Raw genomic sequence first — 16796 nt, forward strand, 5'->3', positions numbered from 1 at the left:
GGCGAACAGGCCGTTCGCTCCAACTCACAACCCCGATGACGGTTTCAATTGAAACTGTCGTCTGGTGCTCGTGGGGGGGTCGGTTTCAATTGAAACTGCGGTGGACCCGTGACCAAACGGGTGGATGTGCTGGCCAAGGTCGAACTGCTGTTCTAGCATGCGGGCCGTGGACCAGCTGTCCTTCTACTCGGCCGAGGCGCGGCAGCCAGACGTCGCCGACCTCGCGGGCATGCTGTGCGGTCCGGGGCAGGCGGTCGGTTTCGGTCGCGGCACCGCGGCCCGGCTGTCCGTGGTGGTCGACGCCGAATGGCGCGCCCGCTCCCTGGTCGCGGCCTGCGCCGAACGCGGCGTGGAGGCCGAGCTCGGCCGCTCCGAAGAAGGCCGTCCGCTGATCCGCACCGCCTTCCGCGCCGACCTCACCGGCCTCGCCGCCCGCTGGTTGCGCGGCGCCGTGAAGTCGGTCCCGCCGGACTTCGTCCCGGACGGCGCCGCCCTCCGGCTCTGGGCGCTGACCGCCGGCTCCGCCGAGCCCACCGGCTACCGCCTCGGGCTCGATCCGCACGCGCCCGACACGCATGCGCCGCTGGTCACGGCGCTGCGCGGCTGCGGCCTCCCGGCGAAGCCGGTCGGCCCGCGCGCCGGCGGACCGGCGCTGCGCGTGACCGGTCGGCGGGGGCTCAACCGCCTCGCCGAGCTCGTCGGTCCGATGCCCGATGGTGCGATCGAGCGAACGTGGCCGTTGGTGTCCTGACCGGTTTGACGCACATCACGCCAGGTCACGCAACGGAACACCACCGTCACCCGATACGTTCGTACAAGAAGACGTGGACGAGTCTCAGCGTGTTATGTGCAACCCTGTGCCTTCCCGGCGTGCTGCGAATCGGCGCATAAGGGGCACACTGAGGAACTTGTCGGGTAGCACCGGGTGCAATGGAAGCCTCCGGAAGAAGAGAGCAGGTAAGCGTGGCTGGGTCGACACGGACGAAGAAGGCCGGCGGGACCGGCCGGGCTTCGGGGTCCCCCAACGGGGCTGGCTCCGCGGGTCGGCGCTTGGTGATCGTCGAGTCGCCTGCGAAGGCGAAGAAGATCGCCTCCTACCTGGGTTCGAACTTCATCGTCGAGTCTTCTCGCGGCCACATCCGGGACCTGCCGAAGAACGCCAAGGACGTGCCGGAGAAGTACAAGGGCCAGGCGTGGGCCCGGCTGGGCGTCGACGTCGACAACGACTTCGAGCCGCTGTACCTGGTGAGCTCGGACAAGAAGGCGACGGTCACCGAGCTCAAGGACGCGCTCAAGCAGGTCGACGAGCTCTACCTCGCGACGGACGGTGACCGCGAGGGCGAGGCGATCGCCTGGCACCTGCTGGAGACGCTGAAGCCGAAGGTGCCGGTGCGCCGGATGGTGTTCCACGAGATCACCGAATCCGCGATCCAGGCGGCCGCCGCGAACCCGCGCGACCTGGACCACGACCTGGTGGACGCGCAGGAGACCCGCCGCATCCTGGACCGGCTGTACGGCTACGAGGTCAGCCCGGTGCTGTGGAAGAAGGTCATGCCGAAGCTGTCGGCGGGCCGCGTGCAGTCGGTGGCGACCCGGATCGTGGTCGAGCGGGAGCGCGAGCGGATCAGGTTCGTCCCGGCCGAGTACTGGGACATCTCCGCGACGATGGACGCCGGCGCGGACGCCTCGCCGCGTCGCTTCGGCGCGCGCCTGGTCAACGTGGACGGCGCGAAGCTGGCCACCGGTCGCGACTTCGGCCCGGACGGGCGGCTGAAGAACGCCGACACGAGGGTGCTGACCGAGCAGGAGGCGCGCAGCCTCGCCGCGGCGCTCGCCGACGTGCAGCTGCACGTGTCCAGCGTCGAGGAGAAGCCGTACACGCGGAAGCCGTACGCGCCGTTCATGACCTCCACGCTGCAGCAGGAAGCCAGCCGCAAGTTGCGGTTCTCGGCCGACCGCACGATGCGCACGGCGCAGCGGTTGTACGAGAACGGTTACATCACCTACATGCGTACCGACTCGACGACGCTGTCCGAGACGGCGATCAACGCGGCGCGCAACCAGGCCCGGGACCTCTACGGCGACCAGTACCTGTCGCCGCAGCCGCGGCAGTACAACCGCAAGGTCAAGAACGCCCAGGAGGCGCACGAGGCGATCCGCCCGGCGGGCGAGAGCTTCCGCACCCCTGGCGAGGTCGCGGGCGAGCTGCGCAACGACGTCGACGGCTACAAGCTCTACGAGCTGATCTGGCAGCGCACCATCGCGTCCCAGATGGCCGACGCGAAGGGCACCACGCTGTCGGTGCGCATCACCGGCACCGCCACCAGCGGCGAGGAGTGCACGTTCGCCGCGTCCGGTCGCACGATCACCTTCGCCGGGTTCCTGAAGGCCTACGTCGAGGCGGTCGACTCGGAGGCCGGCGGGGTCGCCGACGACGCCGAGTCGCGGCTGCCGCAGCTGGTGCAGGACCAGGCGATCACCGCGCCGGAGCTGTCGCCGGACGGGCACACCACCAACCCCCCGCCGCGCTTCACCGAGGCCAGCCTGGTGAAGACGATGGAAGAGCTGGGCATCGGGCGCCCGTCGACCTACGCGTCGATCATCAGCACCGTGCAGGAGCGCGGCTACGTCTGGAAGAAGGGCTCCGCCCTCGTCCCGTCGTGGATCGCCTTCGCCGTGGTCGGGCTGCTGGAGAAGCACTTCGGCCGGCTGGTGGACTACGACTTCACTGCCGCGCTGGAGGACGAGCTGGACCGCATCGCGGAAGGGCGCGAGGAGCGGACCAGCTGGCTGTCCGGTTTCTACTTCGGCGGCGATGTGGGGCCGGAGGGCTCCATCGGTCGCGCGGGCGGGCTGAAGAAGCTGGTCGGTTCCGGGGTCGAGGAGATCGACCCGCGGGAGATCAACTCCATCCCGATGTTCAACGACGACGAGGACCGCACCGTCTACGTGCGGGTCGGCCGCTACGGCCCGTACCTGGAGCGGACGCTCGCCGACAGTTCGTCGCAGCGCGCGAACCTGCCGGACGACCTGCCGCCGGACGAGCTCACGGTGGAGATCGCGGAGAAGCTGTTCGCCACCCCGATGGAGGGCCGCAGCCTCGGCACCGACCCGGAGTCCGGGCACGAGGTCGTCGCGAAGGAAGGCCGGTTCGGGCCGTACGTCACCGAGGTCCTGCCCGAGGGCAACAAGAACAAGCCGCGCACCGGCAGCCTGTTCAAGCACATGTCGCTGGACACCGTGACGCTCGACGACGCGCTGAAGCTGCTGTCGCTGCCGCGGGTCGTGGGCAAGGACCCGGAGTCCGGCAACGAGATCACCGCGCAGAACGGCCGCTACGGCCCGTACCTGAAGAAGGGCACGGACTCGCGGTCGCTGGAGACCGAGGACCAGATCTTCTCGATCACGCTGGAAGAGGCGCTCAAGATCTACGAGCAGCCGAAGCAGCGCGGTCGGCGGGCGGCCGCGGCCCCGCTGCGGGAGCTCGGCGAGGAGCCGGACACCGGCAAGCCGCTGGTGATCAAGGACGGCCGCTTCGGCCCGTACGTCACCGACGGCGAGACGAACGCCTCGCTGCGCAAGGGCGATGACGTCGAGTCGTTGACCATGGATCGCGCGGTGGAGCTGCTCGCGGAGCGGCGGGCCAAGGCCCCGGCGAAGAAGAAGGCGCCGGCGAAGAAGGCCCCGGCCAAGAAGACCGCGTCGAAGACGACGGCTTCGAAGACGACCGCGGCGAAGTCGACGGCGTCCAAGACGACGGCTGCGAAGAAGCGGGCGAGTTCCACTTCGAAGTCGTCCTGATCCTGGTGTTCCGCCGCCCCGAGGCGGAGACTTCCGATTACCGGAAGCCTCGGGGAGGCGGACATGCGGGATGCCTTGCACGGTCTCGACGGCACGCAACCGTTGCCGCCCTTGCCGGTTCGTCCGGATGCCCTGTTCGGCACGTTCGCGGTGCCGCAGCAGCGGACCGCGCCGCCGCAGCCCTGGACGCCGCCTAGTACGGCGGAGGACGTGCGCAGGCCGATTCGGCGCCGTCGCGCTCCGGCGGCCAGCCCCCAGACACCTCGTCTTGAGCCGCCGGGGGAGAGGCCGCGCCGCACGCCCGGGGCGGTCGTGGGCTTCCTGATCGTGTTGGCCGTCGCGGTGCTCGTCGCCCTGGCGGTGCTGCGCCGGGTGCTCGAAGCGTTCTCCGGTTGACCGCAGGCCGGTCGGTGCCGCCCCGTACAGTCTGGGTGTTCGCGAAGTACTGGAGGCGACGTGATGCAAACCGACGCTCCGGACGTGCCCAGCACCGGGGTGTGGGCGGAGGTCGTCGGGCAGCCCGACGCGGTGCGGACGCTCTACACCGCCGTGCGCGCTGCTCACCGCCAGGTGCGGGGCGAGCCGGTTCCGCCGGGTTCGATGACGCACGCGTGGCTGTTCACCGGGCCGCCCGGTTCGGGCCGGTCGATCGCGGCCCGTGCCTTCGCCGCCGCTTTGGAGTGCTCCGATGCCGAGCAGCCGGGCTGCGGGCACTGCCCGGCGTGCCGGACGGTGCTGCACGGCACGCACGCCGACGTGCGCCTGGTGGCGCCCGAAGGCCTGTCGATCTCGGTCGCGGAGATGCGGGCTCTCGTGCAGGCCGCGGCGCGGCGCCCGACCACCGGCCAGTGGCGCATCGTGCTGATCGAAGATTCCGACCGCCTCACCGAGGGCGCGGCGAACGCGCTGCTCAAGGCGGTGGAGGAGCCGCCGCCGAGGACCGTGTTCCTGTTGTGCGCGCCGTCCGATCACCCCGAGGACGTGTCCGTCACGATCCGCTCCCGGTGCCGCGTGGTGCAGCTGCGCACGCCGTTGGCCGGCGCGATCGCGGAGGTGCTGCACGAGCGCGACGGCGTGGACGCGGAGCTCGCGCAGTGGGCGTCGTCGGTGTGCGGCGGGCACATCGGCCGGGCGCGGCGACTGGCGACCGATGAGGAGGCGCGGGAGCGGCGCGAGTCGGTGCTGCGTATCCCGTTGGGGCTGCGCCGGTTCTCGGACGTGTTCACGGCGGCCACCGGGCTGGTGAAGCTGGCCGAGACGGAAGCGGTCACCGCGAACGAGGATCGCAACGAGGCCGAGAAGGAAGAGCTGAAAACCGCGATGGGCGCGGGCGGCACCGGCAAGGGCACGGCGTCGGCGACCCGCGGCGCGAACGCCGCGCTGAAAGAGCTTGAGAAGCGCCAGAAATCCCGCGCCACCCGTTCCCAGCGCGATGCGCTGGACCTGGCGCTGGTCGACCTGGCGGGCTTCTACCGGGACGTGCTGGTGATGCGCACGGGTTCGACGGCGCCGCTCAACCACCCGGATTTCGAGCGCTCGGTGGCGAAGGCGGCCGGGGAGTGGACGTCGGAATCGGCGCTGCGCCGCCTCGACTCGGTCCTGGAATGCCGGCTCGCGCTGACCCAGAACGTGAAGCCCATCATCGCGGTGGAGGCCATGCTCGCCACCCTCTACACCGGCTGACTCCACAGTGGACGTTCAGGGCCTGCGAGGAGCCCTGAACGATCTTGCACCGCCGATGCCATCGCGTCACGGCCAGTACCGGAACGTGAACGCCGCCAGCAGAAGCAGGAACAGGACCGCCAGGAGCACAAGGCATCCGACACCGTCGGTCTTCTTCGCGCAGAGCTCGACGCGGCCGCCGGGCGGCGTGCCCGGATGGCGGCGGTCGTAGTGCTCGATCTGCTCCTCGGCTCCCGCCGACTCGGTGCGCCAGGGCGTCCGGTAGTCGCATTCCCCGCACCAGTACCGGTACTTCTCGTCGGCCATGCCGTTTCTCTCCCAGCGCGTGCCGCCCCGGCCGGCCGGGCGCCTCCCCGCCGCCCGACCGACCAGACTCCCGGTTGCGGCAGATCAGGGGTGCTGGAGGCGCTGCATGATCAGCGAGACGTAGTGCTCCATGTCCTTCTGCAGGCACGGCACCGAGGCGTGCTTCCCGGTGCAGCCCGGCGCCCACGTGCTGCCGTCGCCGTAATCCGCGAAGTAGTGGGGGATTCCGGCGGCGTTCAGGTTCGCCGCGGTCACCAGGTTGGTGTCCCTGGCCACGCTCTCGACGACGGCCTGGGGCGGGTTGGCGGTCAGGTCGCCGCCGTTGCCGGTGTACATGGCCACGCCCATGCCGCGCAGCGACTCGACGTGCTGGGCGGGGCTCTGCGCGTTCCACACCCCGTCGAGCGGCCAGACCGGCGAGCCGAAGATCGCATCGACCGCGACGGTCGGCGTGCCCGACTCCGGTAGCAGCTCGGTGCCGATCACAGCCGCCCGCTGCGCCTGGTTGAGCAGGTCGAGGCCGCCGGAGAAGCTGCCGACGTAGCTGAACAGCTCCGGCCGGCGCTCGGCGTAGTGGAACGCCCCGAACCCGCCCATCGAATGGCCGGCGATGGCCCGGCCTTCCCTGCTCGGGATGGTCCGCAGGTTCGCGTCGATCAGCGGGATGACCTGGTCGAGGTGGAAGTTCTCCCAGTTCTGCGGCCCCAGCCCGCCGGGGTTCACCCAGTTCGAGTACCAGCTGCGAACCCCGTTGGGGTGCACCGTGATCAGCGGCGCGTCCTTGGTCGCCTGCTCGGTGATCTGCTGGTTGACCTGGGTGTTCGCCCGGTCGGGGTTGCCGTGCAGCGAGTACAGCACCGGATAGCGGTCGGCGTTGCCGGTGTAGCCCTCGGGCAGGGTGACCATGATGTCGTGCTGTCCCGCGGTCTGGCCCGGCAGCAGCGTGGGATTCGGAACCTGGTCGGAGGCCACGGAGAAGACGAACGTCCGGTGGGCGTCGTCGACCCACTCGGGCTGGCGGACCACGGTCAGACCGAAGCCGTCGTCGAGGCGCGGCGGCTCGGTTTCGGCGGTCGCGGCGGTGGCGACGAGAGTCGAAGCGACGGTCAGGCCGGCCGCCATCGCGACCGCCCGCCACAGTGATTTCCGGAAACGGGTCATGCGGTTCCCCTGTCGAAGGCTGACCTCGCCGCCTCGGCGAGCGCCGGCCGCCGGGTGCCGGCCGGTGCCGAAGATGATGTTGTTCGCGCTGGTCAGCGGGCCAGGGCACGAACCGGCCAAATACGGCCGGTCCTCGCGTTCTTCGCGCTAAGGTCCCCGAGCCAGGACACGCCGCATCGAGAGGCGCCGAAGTGACGAGCCGGTTCGGTCCGCTACTGCGTCAGCTGCGACGTCGGGCGGGAATGACGCAGGAGCAGCTGGCGGAGCGGTCCGGGGTCGGCGTGCGCACCATCCGCCGGCTGGAGAACAACTCGCCCACCGATCCCCGGATCGGGACGGTGAAGCTGTTGGCGGACGCGCTGGACCTCTCGCCCGACGAGCACCGGGAACTGCTGGCCGGAGTCGGCAGCGCGCCTGCCGAGGACACCGCCGTCGAGGTCCCCGGGGCAGCGCCGGACGTCGATCCGCCCAGCGCGCCGCGGGATGCGCTGACCGAAGCCGCGGATCAACTCGCGCAAGCGGTCGCCACCCGCTGGCAGCGCGAGGCGGAACAGCGCCGGATCCACGACCCGTTCCCGCTGCCGGTGCGGTGGCAGCCGGTGTCCGCGGACCTGACCGACCACCCGGACAACATCCGCCGCGTGCCGCCCGGATCCACGGCGGATCCGCTGGACCTGACCGGCGACCTCACCGAGATCGCGGACGTCTACCGGCGCATCCCGTCCGGCCGGCTGGCGGTGCTGGGGCGCGCCGGATCCGGGAAGACGATCCTGGCGCTGCGCTTCACCCTGGACCACCTGCGGACCCGCGCCGCCACCGACCCGGTGCCGGTGATCTTCAGCGTCGGATCGTGGGACCCGGCGGCCACCGCGCTGCGGGACTGGCTGATCGACCAGCTCTCCCGCGACTACCCGGGCCTGGTCGCGAGCGCCCCCAACGGGTCGACGCTGGCCGCCGCGCTGGTCGAAACCGGCCGCGTGCTGCCGGTCCTCGACGGGTTCGACGAGATCGCCCACGGCCTGCACCGCAGCGCGGTGGAAGCGCTCAACACCACGTCGCTACCGCTGTTGCTGACCAGCCGGCCCGACGAGTACGCCGCGGCCGTCGAGGCGACCGCCCTGGCCGGCGCCGCCGGTGTCGAGCTGGTCGAACTCGGCCGCGCCGACCTGATCAACTACCTGCCGCGCACCGCGCGCCGGGGCACCGCCTGGGATTCCGTCCTGGACGAGCTGCGCGAGCGCCCGGGCAGCGAGGCGAGCGCCAACCTCGCCGCGGTGCTGAGCACGCCGCTGATGGTCGGCCTCGCCCGGACCGTCTACGGCGAAACCGGAGAGGACCCGGCCGACCTGCTGGACATCGACCGCTTCCCGACGCCGGCGGCCCTCGAAGACCACCTGCTGAGCAGTTTCGTGCCCGCCGTCTACCGCCCGCGGCCGTCCGCCGGGCGGCGGAACTGGGATCCGGACCGGGCCCGGCACTGGCTTGGCTACCTCGCCGACAACCTGGACCGGCTCGGCACCGGCGATCTCAAGTGGTGGCTGGTCGGCGGCTCGCTGCGCCGCTCGTCGCGCATCCTCGCCGTCGTGCTGGCGTCCGCGTTCGTCACCGCCGTCGTCGATGCGCTCGTCTTCCTGCCCTCCTACGCGATCCAGCACGGGATCGGGTTCGGCATCGGGTTGGCCCTGCTGGACGGCTTGATGACCGGCACCGAGCTCGGGCTGGCCTTCGGGCTGCTGTACGGGCTTCTGGTCGTGTACGGGGGTGTCGGGTTCGAGCCGTCCCGCATGCGGGTGCGCTTGCTGGGCAAGGGCAGGAGAACCGGCCGCCGCGCCCGCACCGCCGTCACCAGGTTCGGCGCCGGGCTGCTGGGCGGGTTCGTGGTGGCGCTCGGATACGCGCCGGTGAGCACGTTCATGCGCACGATGCTCAGCGAGACCCCGATCCCGGATGACCTGGCGATCGAGCTGACGCTCGTCAACTTCCTCGTGTTCGGGCTCATCTTCGGCCTGGCGCTCGGGACGGGACTCGCGCTCGTGTCCGTGCTGGAGACGCCTCTCGACATCAACTCCGCGGCCACCCCGATCGGCATGCTGGCCGCGAACCGTTCGGCGGTGGTGCGCCAGACCGCGTTGTTCGCGCCCCTGGCCATGCTCCTGATCGCCATCGGCGGGCGGCTCGTCGTCGATCTCTTCCAAGGTTCGCTGGGACCGCTCAACTGGCCGCTGCTCGACGGGCTCATCATCGGCGCAGTGGGCGGGACGAGCGGAGCGATCGCCTACGCGGCGGCGTTCACCGCCTGGGGGCAGTGGGTTCTCCTGGCGCGCGTCTGGCTGCCGCTGACGGGCCGGCTTCCCTGGCAGGTGATCGCTTTCCTGGACGACGCGTACGACCGTGGAGTGCTGCGCCAGGCCGGTGCCGTCCACCAGTTCCGGCACGCCCGGCTCCAAGCGCACCTCGGCCGCGCCTACCGGGCGCAGCACGCCACCCCGGCCCGGCTCGACCCCGCCACCCGGACGAACCACCCCGCCGCCACCTGAACTCGCCGGGCCGGGCTGGGGTGGCGATTTCGCGCGAAATCGCCACCCGCCCCTCACGAGGAGCGTCGATTTCGCGCGAAATCGACGCCCTGCGTTCCAGGCGGACAGCCGCGGCGGGGGAGGGCGGCGATGAGGATCGAGCCCAGGAGCAGCAGCGCCGTGCCGGTCCAGAACAGCGGGATCACGTAGTACGAGCTGCTGGTCAGGGCGAGCGGCGGAACGTCCGGGAGGTGGGCCGACGGGCCGGTCCCCGCCGGCGGCGCGACCGCCGCCGAGCCGTCGCAGTCCACGCCGCCCGCCGGAGCCTCGGCGCGGGCGATCTGCTCGCCGAAGGTGATCTGCACCAGCGAAGTCGGGAGCCCCACCGGGTGGCCGCGCAGCAGCTGCAGGTCGAAGAGCTTCGCCGCCGCCCGGACCTCGGTGCCGACGACGTCGTGCCGGATTTCCCCGACGCTCATCCGCAGCACGCCGGCGTCCACGATCCGCTGGTCCAGCCCGGGCAGCGGCAGGTCCAGGTCCGGATGCGCCGCATCCAGCACGCCGAGTTCCTCGCCGCCCTGGCTGACCCGCAGCACCGGCGCCTTGTAGTCCACAGTGGACGTCGAGGGGTCGCCGGTGGCCGTGGCGACCAGCCGGGGCTCGCCGACGACGTCGACGCGGATCTCCTGCGAGGTCCCGGCGAACAGCCGGACGCTCGCAACCTGCAGCGTCGAGGTCGACTGCACGGCCTTGCCGGTCTGCCCGGCGACGGAAACCAGCTGCACGTTGGAATGCGCGTTGACGGCATCCGGCACGTGCAGCAAGGACCCGGTGCCGTCCGCGGTCGGTGCCCCGCTCAGGAGCCCGTCCAGCGACAGCCCGCCGGGCAGCGCGTTGACCGCCGAAGCGCTGCCCAGCGACATCCGGGCATCGGCGATCGGTGACACGCACGGCCCGGTCTGCTCGTCCCAGCGCGCGTGCACGCTGCCGTCCAAGCCGCTCAGCTTGACCAGCTGATCCGTCGGCGACGCGGGCATGGGGAGACCGCCGCTGGTCGGCGCGGCGTGATCGGGCAGCGCGGTCTGCGCCAGCCCGGTCGGCATCTGCGGCGTCTTGCCTAACAGCGCCACGCCGAACGGCGAGGCTTCGGCGATGGCCCGCTCGTGGGCGAAGAACGCGGTGGAGTTCGCCTGCGCGATCGCCCGGCCCATCCCGGCCTCGGCCACGGACTGCTTGGGCAACTGCTCCTCGAACTCGGGATCGTCGATGATGGAGTCGGTCGGCACGGTGTCCGGCAGGATGCGCACGATCCCGACCATGGTGCCGGCATCGGCGACGATCGGACCGGGAGCCGAGGTCGGCTCGGACGCCGGAGGCTGCCCGGGGTTCTCGGGCGCGGGGATGGGCGTGGTCGGCGGCGTGCTCTGCGCGAAGGCGGCGGGCAACGACAACCCGGCGAGGGCCAGCCCCACGGCGGAACACGTGCTGAAGCGGCGAAGAGCCCGCATCCGGCGACCTCCCGATCGCGTGACAGGAATCACTGCCGATCCAACGAGCCGAATCCCAGGAGGTGACGGAAGAAGTTGGCGAGAGCCCTCGGCAAGAGGTGGGATCCTGCCGGGAGCCGGGGTACCGGAATTCCCTGGCCGGGTTCCTGACCAGGGAAAACCTGGAGGATGCGGAGCGGTGGGGGTCGAGAACGACCTCGGGCCCGGGCCAGCTACACTTGACCACGCAACGCCGCCTTAGCTCAGTCGGCTAGAGCGACGCACTCGTAATGCGTAGGTCAAGGGTTCGATTCCCTTAGGCGGCTCAGCAGCGGTCAACCCGCTGACCTGCGGCGGGAGAAGAGATCGATGATCTCGGCTCCCGCCGCAGTGTCGTTTTCGGGGCGCAAGCGTGGTGCAGCGTTCGCGGCAAGCTCGTCGGTGGCGTCCTGATCGAACGGTGTTGGCCGCGGTCCCTGCGGCTCGCCGAAGGCGTCCCACTGGGTGTCAGCAAGGTGGGCATACCGCTCGGTGGTTAGCACGGAGGCATGCCCAGAAGCTTCGACAGAGCCTCGATCGGCACGCCGGACTGCAACCGCCCGCAAGGCGTAGGCGTGCCGGGGGCTGTGCGGTGTGACGCCGGTCAGGTCGGCCGCAGAGACGGCCCGCTTGAAGTTGCTGTAGTGGAGCACGCCGCCCTTGCTGTTGGGGATCACAAGCCCGGACTCGCACCGGCTCGGTCGGCGCCTATCGATCTGGCGGTGCGGCATCGTGCAGGACGCCAACGGGGCGCTCGCGCAAAACGCTCGCAGCGAGCGCTACCGCCTCAAGGTAGCCATCAAGACCGCGTTGAACCGGGAAAAAGAGATCAAGCCGGCCAGAATGATTTCATTGTGGACGGTTCAATGCGGTTCGCCCTCGACGGACGAACCGAGACATCCGGCACCGATCACCATGGCTCGCGACGGGTAGGGCCAGGCATACCCGAGATTCGGGTAGCAGCCGTAATGACTCCCGGTCGGTGAAGCGGTGGGATCAGTCGTACTGGTCACCGCCCTGCCGACAGGGCGCCAGCGACACGGAGGAGCTGCTTCCATGCCCACCTCGAAAACGTCCCGGCGAAGGCCGGGGATCGTCACGGCACTCGCCGGGGCGGTGCTGGTCGGAACCTCGCTGCTAGGTGCCGTCGGTTGCGCGTCGCCGTCGGCCACCGAACCGGCCGCCGGGGCAGCCGGCACCGGCTCGGAGTGGGCGGTGGCGTGGGCGACGTCGGCTCAACGACCGGTGGCCGGCAACGACGACCTCGGGCCGAACTGGTCGCAGCAGGGCTTCGCCGACCAGACGCTTCGCCAGGTGGTCCGGGTCAGCACCGGCGGTTCCCAGGTCAGGATCAGGTTGTCCAACGTCTACGGCAGTTCGCCGTTGCGGGTGGCGGGTGCGACGGTCGGCTTGCCGGGCACGGCCAATCCGGCCCGGCCCGGCCTGGCTAATGGCGCAAACGCCCAGGTGTGGCCCGACACCATGCGAACGCTCACCTTCGCCGGTGCTCCGGCCACGGTGATCCCGGCAGGTCAGGAACTGGTAAGCGATCCGGTTCCGCTGCCGACCACGCCGCTGGAGAAGCTGGCGGTGACTTTGCGGTTCACCGATCCCACCGGCCCGGCGACCTTCCACCGGATGGGGTTGGTCGCGTCTTACCGCGCCGTCGGAGACCACCTCCAGGACAGTGGCGGTGATGCCTACACCGAGTCCACTGAGTCCACCTACTACCTCACCGCGGTCGAGACCTCCGACCCCGCCCTGCCGCAGCGGAACACGGTGGTCGCCTTTGGCGACTCCGCCACCGACGGGGTCGGCTCGACCTCCGGCGCCAACAGCAGGTATCCAGACATCCTGGCCGAGCGTCTTGCCGAAGCACATCGCCCGACCGCAGTGGCCAACGCCGGGATCGCCGGTAACCGGCTGCTGTCCGACTCACCTTGTTACGGGGAAGCCGCTCTCACCCGGTTCCAGCGGGACGTGCTGTCCCGGCCGGGCGTTCGAACCGTCGTCATCGAGTTGGGCGGCAACGATCTGTTGGGCGGTTACCTCACCAGCCCGGAGCCTTGTTTCCCCCCGGACGGCCAGATTTCCGCGCAACGGATGATCGAGGGCTACCGGGAGCTCATCCGGGCTGCGCACGCCCGCGGCGTCAAGGCGGTCGGCGCAACCATCATTCCGTTGCGGGGCTTCCCGATGCCTTACGACCAGGACGCGGCCGACGAGGTTCGCGCCGAGGTCAACCAATGGATTCGGACCGGCGGCGAGTTCGATTCGGTCATCGACTTCGACCGGGTGATGGCCGACCCCGCACGCCAAGGGCTGCCCCGGCCCGGTTACGTCTACGACGACCGCCTGCATCCGACCGACACCGGGTACCACGCGATCACGAACAGCATCGACCTCGACCAGCTCTGAGGTTGAGCTTGGGTTCCAGCACGAAATCTTCCGCCGTGATCTGCCGGATGCTCATGCGGCCCGAGGCGATCTCCTGGGCCGAGGCCGTCTTGAGTTGAGCGATCGCCTTGCGGAACGGTCGATCGCGAGGATGTGCCCCGAAGTCAACCGCGCCGCCACGGCGCGCGGGACGCGCCAAGCCGCCCCGCGGGGAGGCTCATTGGCCAGCCGTTCCCCACGATCCTGGCTCTCCATGCACCCGCGATGCCCGTTCGGGCAGTGGGTCCGGGGGTGGATGATCGTTTTTCCGACTGCTGACAACCGCCGTGGTCCCGGCACGTCTGTTTGATCGAAGAGTCGGAGAACAACCCGGTTGCAGGAGAGACAGATGCGCAAGATCAGTCGTATGGCCGTTCTGATTCCCGGTGGGTTGCTGGCCGCGGCGGTGTTCGTGAGCGGGTGCACGTCCCTGGCCGGGCAGTCGGCATCGACCCCGCCCGGACCGGCGGCAGGCGTCGCGAGTGCCGGGGGTACGGCCAGTTCGGAGACGGGCGCCGGGGCAGACGTCATCGCCTCGAACAGGTACACCGTTGACATTGCCGTCGATCTGGAGTTCGCCAAGGACAACGGGGACTGGATGGTCTTCTACGTCGAAGGCAAGTGGGACGACTCCTCCATGGCGGCTCCCCGCCCGGTCAGCGCAGGCGGACCGACTCAGGTGGTCGCGCTCGCTCCGGATGTCGAGTTGCTGAGCCCGTTCGAAGGCGCCACGCCGACCGCCGAGCCCCAGCTCGACTCGGAGGGGCTGGGGGTAGTGCCGATCACCTTGGATGACTTCATCCAGCAGGACAACCAGTCGGCCAAGATCTGGTTCGATGAGAGCGGCCAGGTCATCAAGATCGCCGCGCGGTACCAGCCCTGACCCAGTCCCATCGCAGCGAGTTCGTGCCTCCGAACGGTCCGGCGGACGACGCTCAAGGGCGGTTTCCGGTCAAGAAGCGCACTGAATCTCTTTGGTCGGGCGGACCGGAGAGCCGACGTGAGTGGTCGGCTCGCCGGGTTCGGGCGAGCCGACCGTGCTTGGGCGCCTGGTTCAGCCGGTTTTTTCTGGTTGCCAGATCGTGGTGTGGAGGTCCGTTCCCCGGACCAGTTGGATTCGCCAGGGGGTTATCCGGATCACCGCGTACTCCGGGTCCCCCGGGCCTCCTCGCCAGTAGTGGATCGGGTCGTAGCCCACTCCTCGTGGGCCTCCTTCGACGTACACGTTCCAGGCGTGGCGCTTGGACTCCTCGTCGTCCGCCCAGGCCGAGGTGCTGTCCACGAAGACCGCGTTCTGGCGCGGGTTCCAGTACGAGTACGTCGTGTGCGGGTTGTTGGCGAGGTGCGCCGTTTTGATCGGCGTCTTGTAGGCCGCGAGCCAGCCGACCGGCCGTCCGTCGACGACTTCCCAGACCGGGAGCAGGACCCTGGCCCGGGGGCGGTGCCGGCTGTCGACGGTGATCATCGTGGCGTACTTGATGTCGCGGAGGTAGCTGTTGAACGTGTCCTGGACGTCCGCGAAGTCGGTTGTCCTGGTGGTCATGCCGGGCTCCTGTGCGGTCAGTGCGTGGTGAGGATCTTGGCGTCGTCCGGCTCGACAGCCGGGCTCTTGCGGGATCGCAGCCCGAACGCGCTGATGAGGCCGGCGATCAGCGCGGCGGCGAGGGGAACGACGAGGGCCGCGTGGTAGCCGTCGAGCATCGCGGCCGGGGTTTCGGAGGCCGTGGCGGCGATGTTGACGGCCGTGACCGTGGACAGCCCGAGCGCGGCACCGAACTGGAACGACGTGTAGAGGAGCCCGCCCGCCAGACCTTGGTCGGCCTCGTTGATCCCGTCGGTGGCGACGATGGTGAGCGGGCCGTACACCAGCGAGAACGCGAGGCTCAGCAGGATCAGGCTCGGGAGCATCATCAGGTACGCCCAGTCCGCGCCGACCGGCAGGAACAGCGCGTACGCCAGCGCGGCGAGCAGCAGCCCGCCGAAGGTCACCCGGGCATTGCCGAACCGGTTGACCAGCTTGGGGGTGAGCGTGGGCGAGAGGACGGCGTCGAGGCCGATGACGATCATCGCGAAGCTGGTCTGCAGCGTCGACCAGCCGCGCAGTTCCTGCAGGTACAGCACCACGAGGAACTGGAATCCGAAGAACGCGCCGACGAAGAGCACCCCGATGGCGTTGGCGCGGACCACCGCCCAGGAGCGGAAGATGCCCAGCCGGACGAGTGGCGCGGCGACTCGGCGTTCGATGGCGATGAAGGCGGCGAGGAAGGCCAGCCCCGCGGCGAACGTGCCCAGCGTCCAGCTGATTCCGGTGTGCGTGGCGCGTTCGACGCCGAGCACGAGCAGCACGATGGCGGCGGTGATGGTGATGCCGCCGGCCAGGTCGATGCGCTGGCCGGTCCGTTCGGGGCGCGGTGACTTGGGCACCAGGGCGAGCGCGGCGACCAGGATGAGCAACGACATCGCGACCGGTGCGAAGAACACCCACCGCCAGTGGACGGAGGTGAGCAGGCCGCCGACGACCAGGCCGATCGAGAAGCCACCGGCCGCCGTGCCGGAGTAGATCAGCAGGGCCTTGTTGCGCTGCGGGCCTTCTTCGAAGCTGGTGGTGATGATGGACAGCCCGGCCGGGGTCATGAAGGCGGCGGCGACGCCGGTGACGAATCGGGCGACGATCAGCATCCAGCCTTCGGAGGCGAGCCCGCCCAGGCCGGAGAAGAGCAGGAAGACGGCCAGCCAGAAGACGAACATCCGGCGGCGTCCGAAGAGGTCGGCGGCCCGGCCGCCGACCAGCATGAACCCGCCGTAGCCGAGGACGTAGGCGCTCATCACCCACTGCAGTTCGCCGGTGGACATACCGAGTTCGGCCCTGATGGCGGGGAGGGCCACGTTGAGCATCGCCACGTCGATGCCTTCCAGGAAGATCGCTCCGCACATGGCGAAGAGCACTCCCCAGTCGCGCGCACGCATCTGAATTCCTCGTTCTCGTTGGAAAAAACCTCGTACCAACACGATCTGCCGAGGCGTGCGGGCGAACAACGGCGAAGATCTCGACATTCGTTCAGCCAGGCTTACCGGTCTCCCGCCGGGGACATCGCTTCCTCAAGTTCCTGGCATGCGGCGGCGAGCCTCACGCACCGACAACCTCCGCTTCGACGACGCCGGCCGGCTCTGGGCCGCAGCCATGGACGGCGGCGTGCACTGCTACGACCCGGACGGCACGCTCCTCGGCCGCATCCTGGTCCCCGACGTCGTCGCCAACATCCGCTCCGCAGGTCTCCCCAGGTCGTCCGCAATTTCCATTGAAATCGAAGGTTCGATTTCAATGGGGTCTTTCCAACCTCGTTTTGCGTGGCGGTGCGGGTAGCGG

15 protein-coding genes and 1 tRNA gene are annotated in these 16796 nt (G+C 69.9%); 10 read left to right on the forward strand and 6 right to left on the reverse strand.

Annotated features, from left to right (window positions below; genetic code table 11):
* Positions 1 to 157: 157 nt before the first annotated feature.
* From ACWEV3_RS40035 to ACWEV3_RS40050, 4 genes are all read left to right on the forward strand, one after another.
* A complete protein-coding gene (locus tag ACWEV3_RS40035; protein ID WP_452618900.1) occupies positions 158 to 751 on the forward strand; it encodes a hypothetical protein in 594 nt (197 codons plus the stop codon).
* Between the two features lie 179 nt (positions 752 to 930).
* Positions 931 to 3801 (forward strand): type I DNA topoisomerase, encoded by a 2871-nt coding sequence (gene topA / locus ACWEV3_RS40040; protein ID WP_452618901.1) that lies wholly within the window; start codon positions 931 to 933, stop codon positions 3799 to 3801.
* A 63-nt stretch (positions 3802 to 3864) separates the two neighbouring features.
* Positions 3865 to 4197, forward strand: a complete 333-nt coding sequence (locus ACWEV3_RS40045) for a hypothetical protein (RefSeq protein WP_452618902.1) — start codon at positions 3865 to 3867, stop codon at positions 4195 to 4197.
* Between the two features lie 63 nt (positions 4198 to 4260).
* A complete protein-coding gene (locus tag ACWEV3_RS40050; protein ID WP_452618915.1) occupies positions 4261 to 5484 on the forward strand; it encodes a DNA polymerase III subunit delta' in 1224 nt (407 codons plus the stop codon).
* 66 nt (positions 5485 to 5550) lie between these two features.
* On the opposite strand, the gene ACWEV3_RS40055 is transcribed toward ACWEV3_RS40050, so the two are convergent.
* Together ACWEV3_RS40055 and ACWEV3_RS40060 are read right to left on the reverse strand one after the other, a co-directional pair.
* On the reverse strand, positions 5551 to 5790 hold the full coding sequence (locus ACWEV3_RS40055; protein ID WP_452618903.1) for a hypothetical protein: 240 nt from the start codon (positions 5788 to 5790) through the stop codon (positions 5551 to 5553).
* A gap of 84 nt (positions 5791 to 5874) precedes the next feature.
* The gene (locus ACWEV3_RS40060) at positions 5875 to 6951 is read right to left on the reverse strand and encodes an alpha/beta hydrolase (RefSeq protein ID WP_452618904.1); all 1077 of its coding nucleotides are present in this window, start codon (positions 6949 to 6951) and stop codon (positions 5875 to 5877) included.
* 191 nt (positions 6952 to 7142) lie between these two features.
* Between ACWEV3_RS40060 and ACWEV3_RS40065 the strand changes: the two genes are divergently transcribed.
* The gene (locus tag ACWEV3_RS40065) at positions 7143 to 9488 is read left to right on the forward strand and encodes a helix-turn-helix domain-containing protein (RefSeq protein ID WP_452618905.1); all 2346 of its coding nucleotides are present in this window, start codon (positions 7143 to 7145) and stop codon (positions 9486 to 9488) included.
* Positions 9489 to 9541: 53 nt separating this feature from the next.
* On the opposite strand, the gene ACWEV3_RS40070 is transcribed toward ACWEV3_RS40065, so the two are convergent.
* Entirely contained in the window at positions 9542 to 10975 is a 1434-nt protein-coding gene (locus ACWEV3_RS40070) for a hypothetical protein (protein WP_452618906.1), read from the reverse strand.
* A gap of 231 nt (positions 10976 to 11206) precedes the next feature.
* Between ACWEV3_RS40070 and ACWEV3_RS40075 the strand changes: the two genes are divergently transcribed.
* Positions 11207 to 11280 (forward strand) — tRNA-Thr (locus ACWEV3_RS40075).
* Between the two features lie 9 nt (positions 11281 to 11289).
* Here the strand turns inward: ACWEV3_RS40075 and ACWEV3_RS40080 are convergent.
* Positions 11290 to 11670, reverse strand: coding sequence for a hypothetical protein (locus tag ACWEV3_RS40080; protein WP_452618907.1), 381 nt, complete (start codon positions 11668 to 11670; stop codon positions 11290 to 11292).
* Positions 11671 to 11725: 55 nt separating this feature from the next.
* On the opposite strand from ACWEV3_RS40080, the gene ACWEV3_RS40085 reads away from it, so the two are divergent.
* The 3 genes from ACWEV3_RS40085 (at position 11726) to ACWEV3_RS40095 (ending at position 14312) form a co-directional block, all read left to right on the forward strand.
* On the forward strand, positions 11726 to 11926 hold the full coding sequence (locus ACWEV3_RS40085; protein ID WP_452618908.1) for a hypothetical protein: 201 nt from the start codon (positions 11726 to 11728) through the stop codon (positions 11924 to 11926).
* A gap of 123 nt (positions 11927 to 12049) precedes the next feature.
* Positions 12050 to 13411: an SGNH/GDSL hydrolase family protein gene (locus tag ACWEV3_RS40090; protein ID WP_452618909.1), complete on the forward strand. Its 1362-nt coding sequence runs from the start codon at positions 12050 to 12052 to the stop codon at positions 13409 to 13411.
* 367 nt (positions 13412 to 13778) lie between these two features.
* The gene (locus ACWEV3_RS40095; protein WP_452618910.1) at positions 13779 to 14312 is read left to right on the forward strand and encodes a hypothetical protein; all 534 of its coding nucleotides are present in this window, start codon (positions 13779 to 13781) and stop codon (positions 14310 to 14312) included.
* Between the two features lie 171 nt (positions 14313 to 14483).
* On the opposite strand, the gene ACWEV3_RS40100 is transcribed toward ACWEV3_RS40095, so the two are convergent.
* Both ACWEV3_RS40100 and ACWEV3_RS40105 read right to left on the reverse strand, forming a co-directional pair.
* Entirely contained in the window at positions 14484 to 14972 is a 489-nt protein-coding gene (locus ACWEV3_RS40100; RefSeq protein ID WP_452618911.1) for a pyridoxamine 5'-phosphate oxidase family protein, read from the reverse strand.
* A gap of 17 nt (positions 14973 to 14989) precedes the next feature.
* The gene (locus tag ACWEV3_RS40105; RefSeq protein ID WP_452618912.1) at positions 14990 to 16396 is read right to left on the reverse strand and encodes an MFS transporter; all 1407 of its coding nucleotides are present in this window, start codon (positions 16394 to 16396) and stop codon (positions 14990 to 14992) included.
* Positions 16397 to 16451: 55 nt separating this feature from the next.
* Between ACWEV3_RS40105 and ACWEV3_RS40110 the strand changes: the two genes are divergently transcribed.
* Positions 16452 to 16793, forward strand: a complete 342-nt coding sequence (locus ACWEV3_RS40110; RefSeq protein WP_452618913.1) for a hypothetical protein — start codon at positions 16452 to 16454, stop codon at positions 16791 to 16793.
* Positions 16794 to 16796 lie beyond the last annotated feature (3 nt).

It is taken from the genome of Saccharopolyspora sp. NPDC003752 (genome assembly GCF_053605825.1).

Excerpts from the sequence above, each read along its gene's own strand:
- ACWEV3_RS40035 (WP_452618900.1), top strand. The coding sequence starts at position 158 with ATGCGGGCCGTGGACCAGCTGTCCTTCTACTCGGCCGAGGCGCGGCAG.
- topA (WP_452618901.1), top strand. The coding sequence starts at position 931 with ATGGAAGCCTCCGGAAGAAGAGAGCAGGTAAGCGTGGCTGGGTCGACA.
- ACWEV3_RS40045 (WP_452618902.1), top strand. The coding sequence starts at position 3,865 with ATGCGGGATGCCTTGCACGGTCTCGACGGCACGCAACCGTTGCCGCCC.
- ACWEV3_RS40050 (WP_452618915.1), top strand. The coding sequence starts at position 4,261 with ATGCAAACCGACGCTCCGGACGTGCCCAGCACCGGGGTGTGGGCGGAG.
- ACWEV3_RS40055 (WP_452618903.1), bottom strand. The coding sequence starts at position 5,790 with ATGGCCGACGAGAAGTACCGGTACTGGTGCGGGGAATGCGACTACCGG.
- ACWEV3_RS40060 (WP_452618904.1), bottom strand. The coding sequence starts at position 6,951 with ATGACCCGTTTCCGGAAATCACTGTGGCGGGCGGTCGCGATGGCGGCC.
- ACWEV3_RS40070 (WP_452618906.1), bottom strand. The coding sequence starts at position 10,975 with ATGCGGGCTCTTCGCCGCTTCAGCACGTGTTCCGCCGTGGGGCTGGCC.
- ACWEV3_RS40090 (WP_452618909.1), top strand. The coding sequence starts at position 12,050 with ATGCCCACCTCGAAAACGTCCCGGCGAAGGCCGGGGATCGTCACGGCA.
- ACWEV3_RS40095 (WP_452618910.1), top strand. The coding sequence starts at position 13,779 with ATGCGCAAGATCAGTCGTATGGCCGTTCTGATTCCCGGTGGGTTGCTG.
- ACWEV3_RS40100 (WP_452618911.1), bottom strand. The coding sequence starts at position 14,972 with ATGACCACCAGGACAACCGACTTCGCGGACGTCCAGGACACGTTCAAC.
- ACWEV3_RS40105 (WP_452618912.1), bottom strand. The coding sequence starts at position 16,396 with ATGCGTGCGCGCGACTGGGGAGTGCTCTTCGCCATGTGCGGAGCGATC.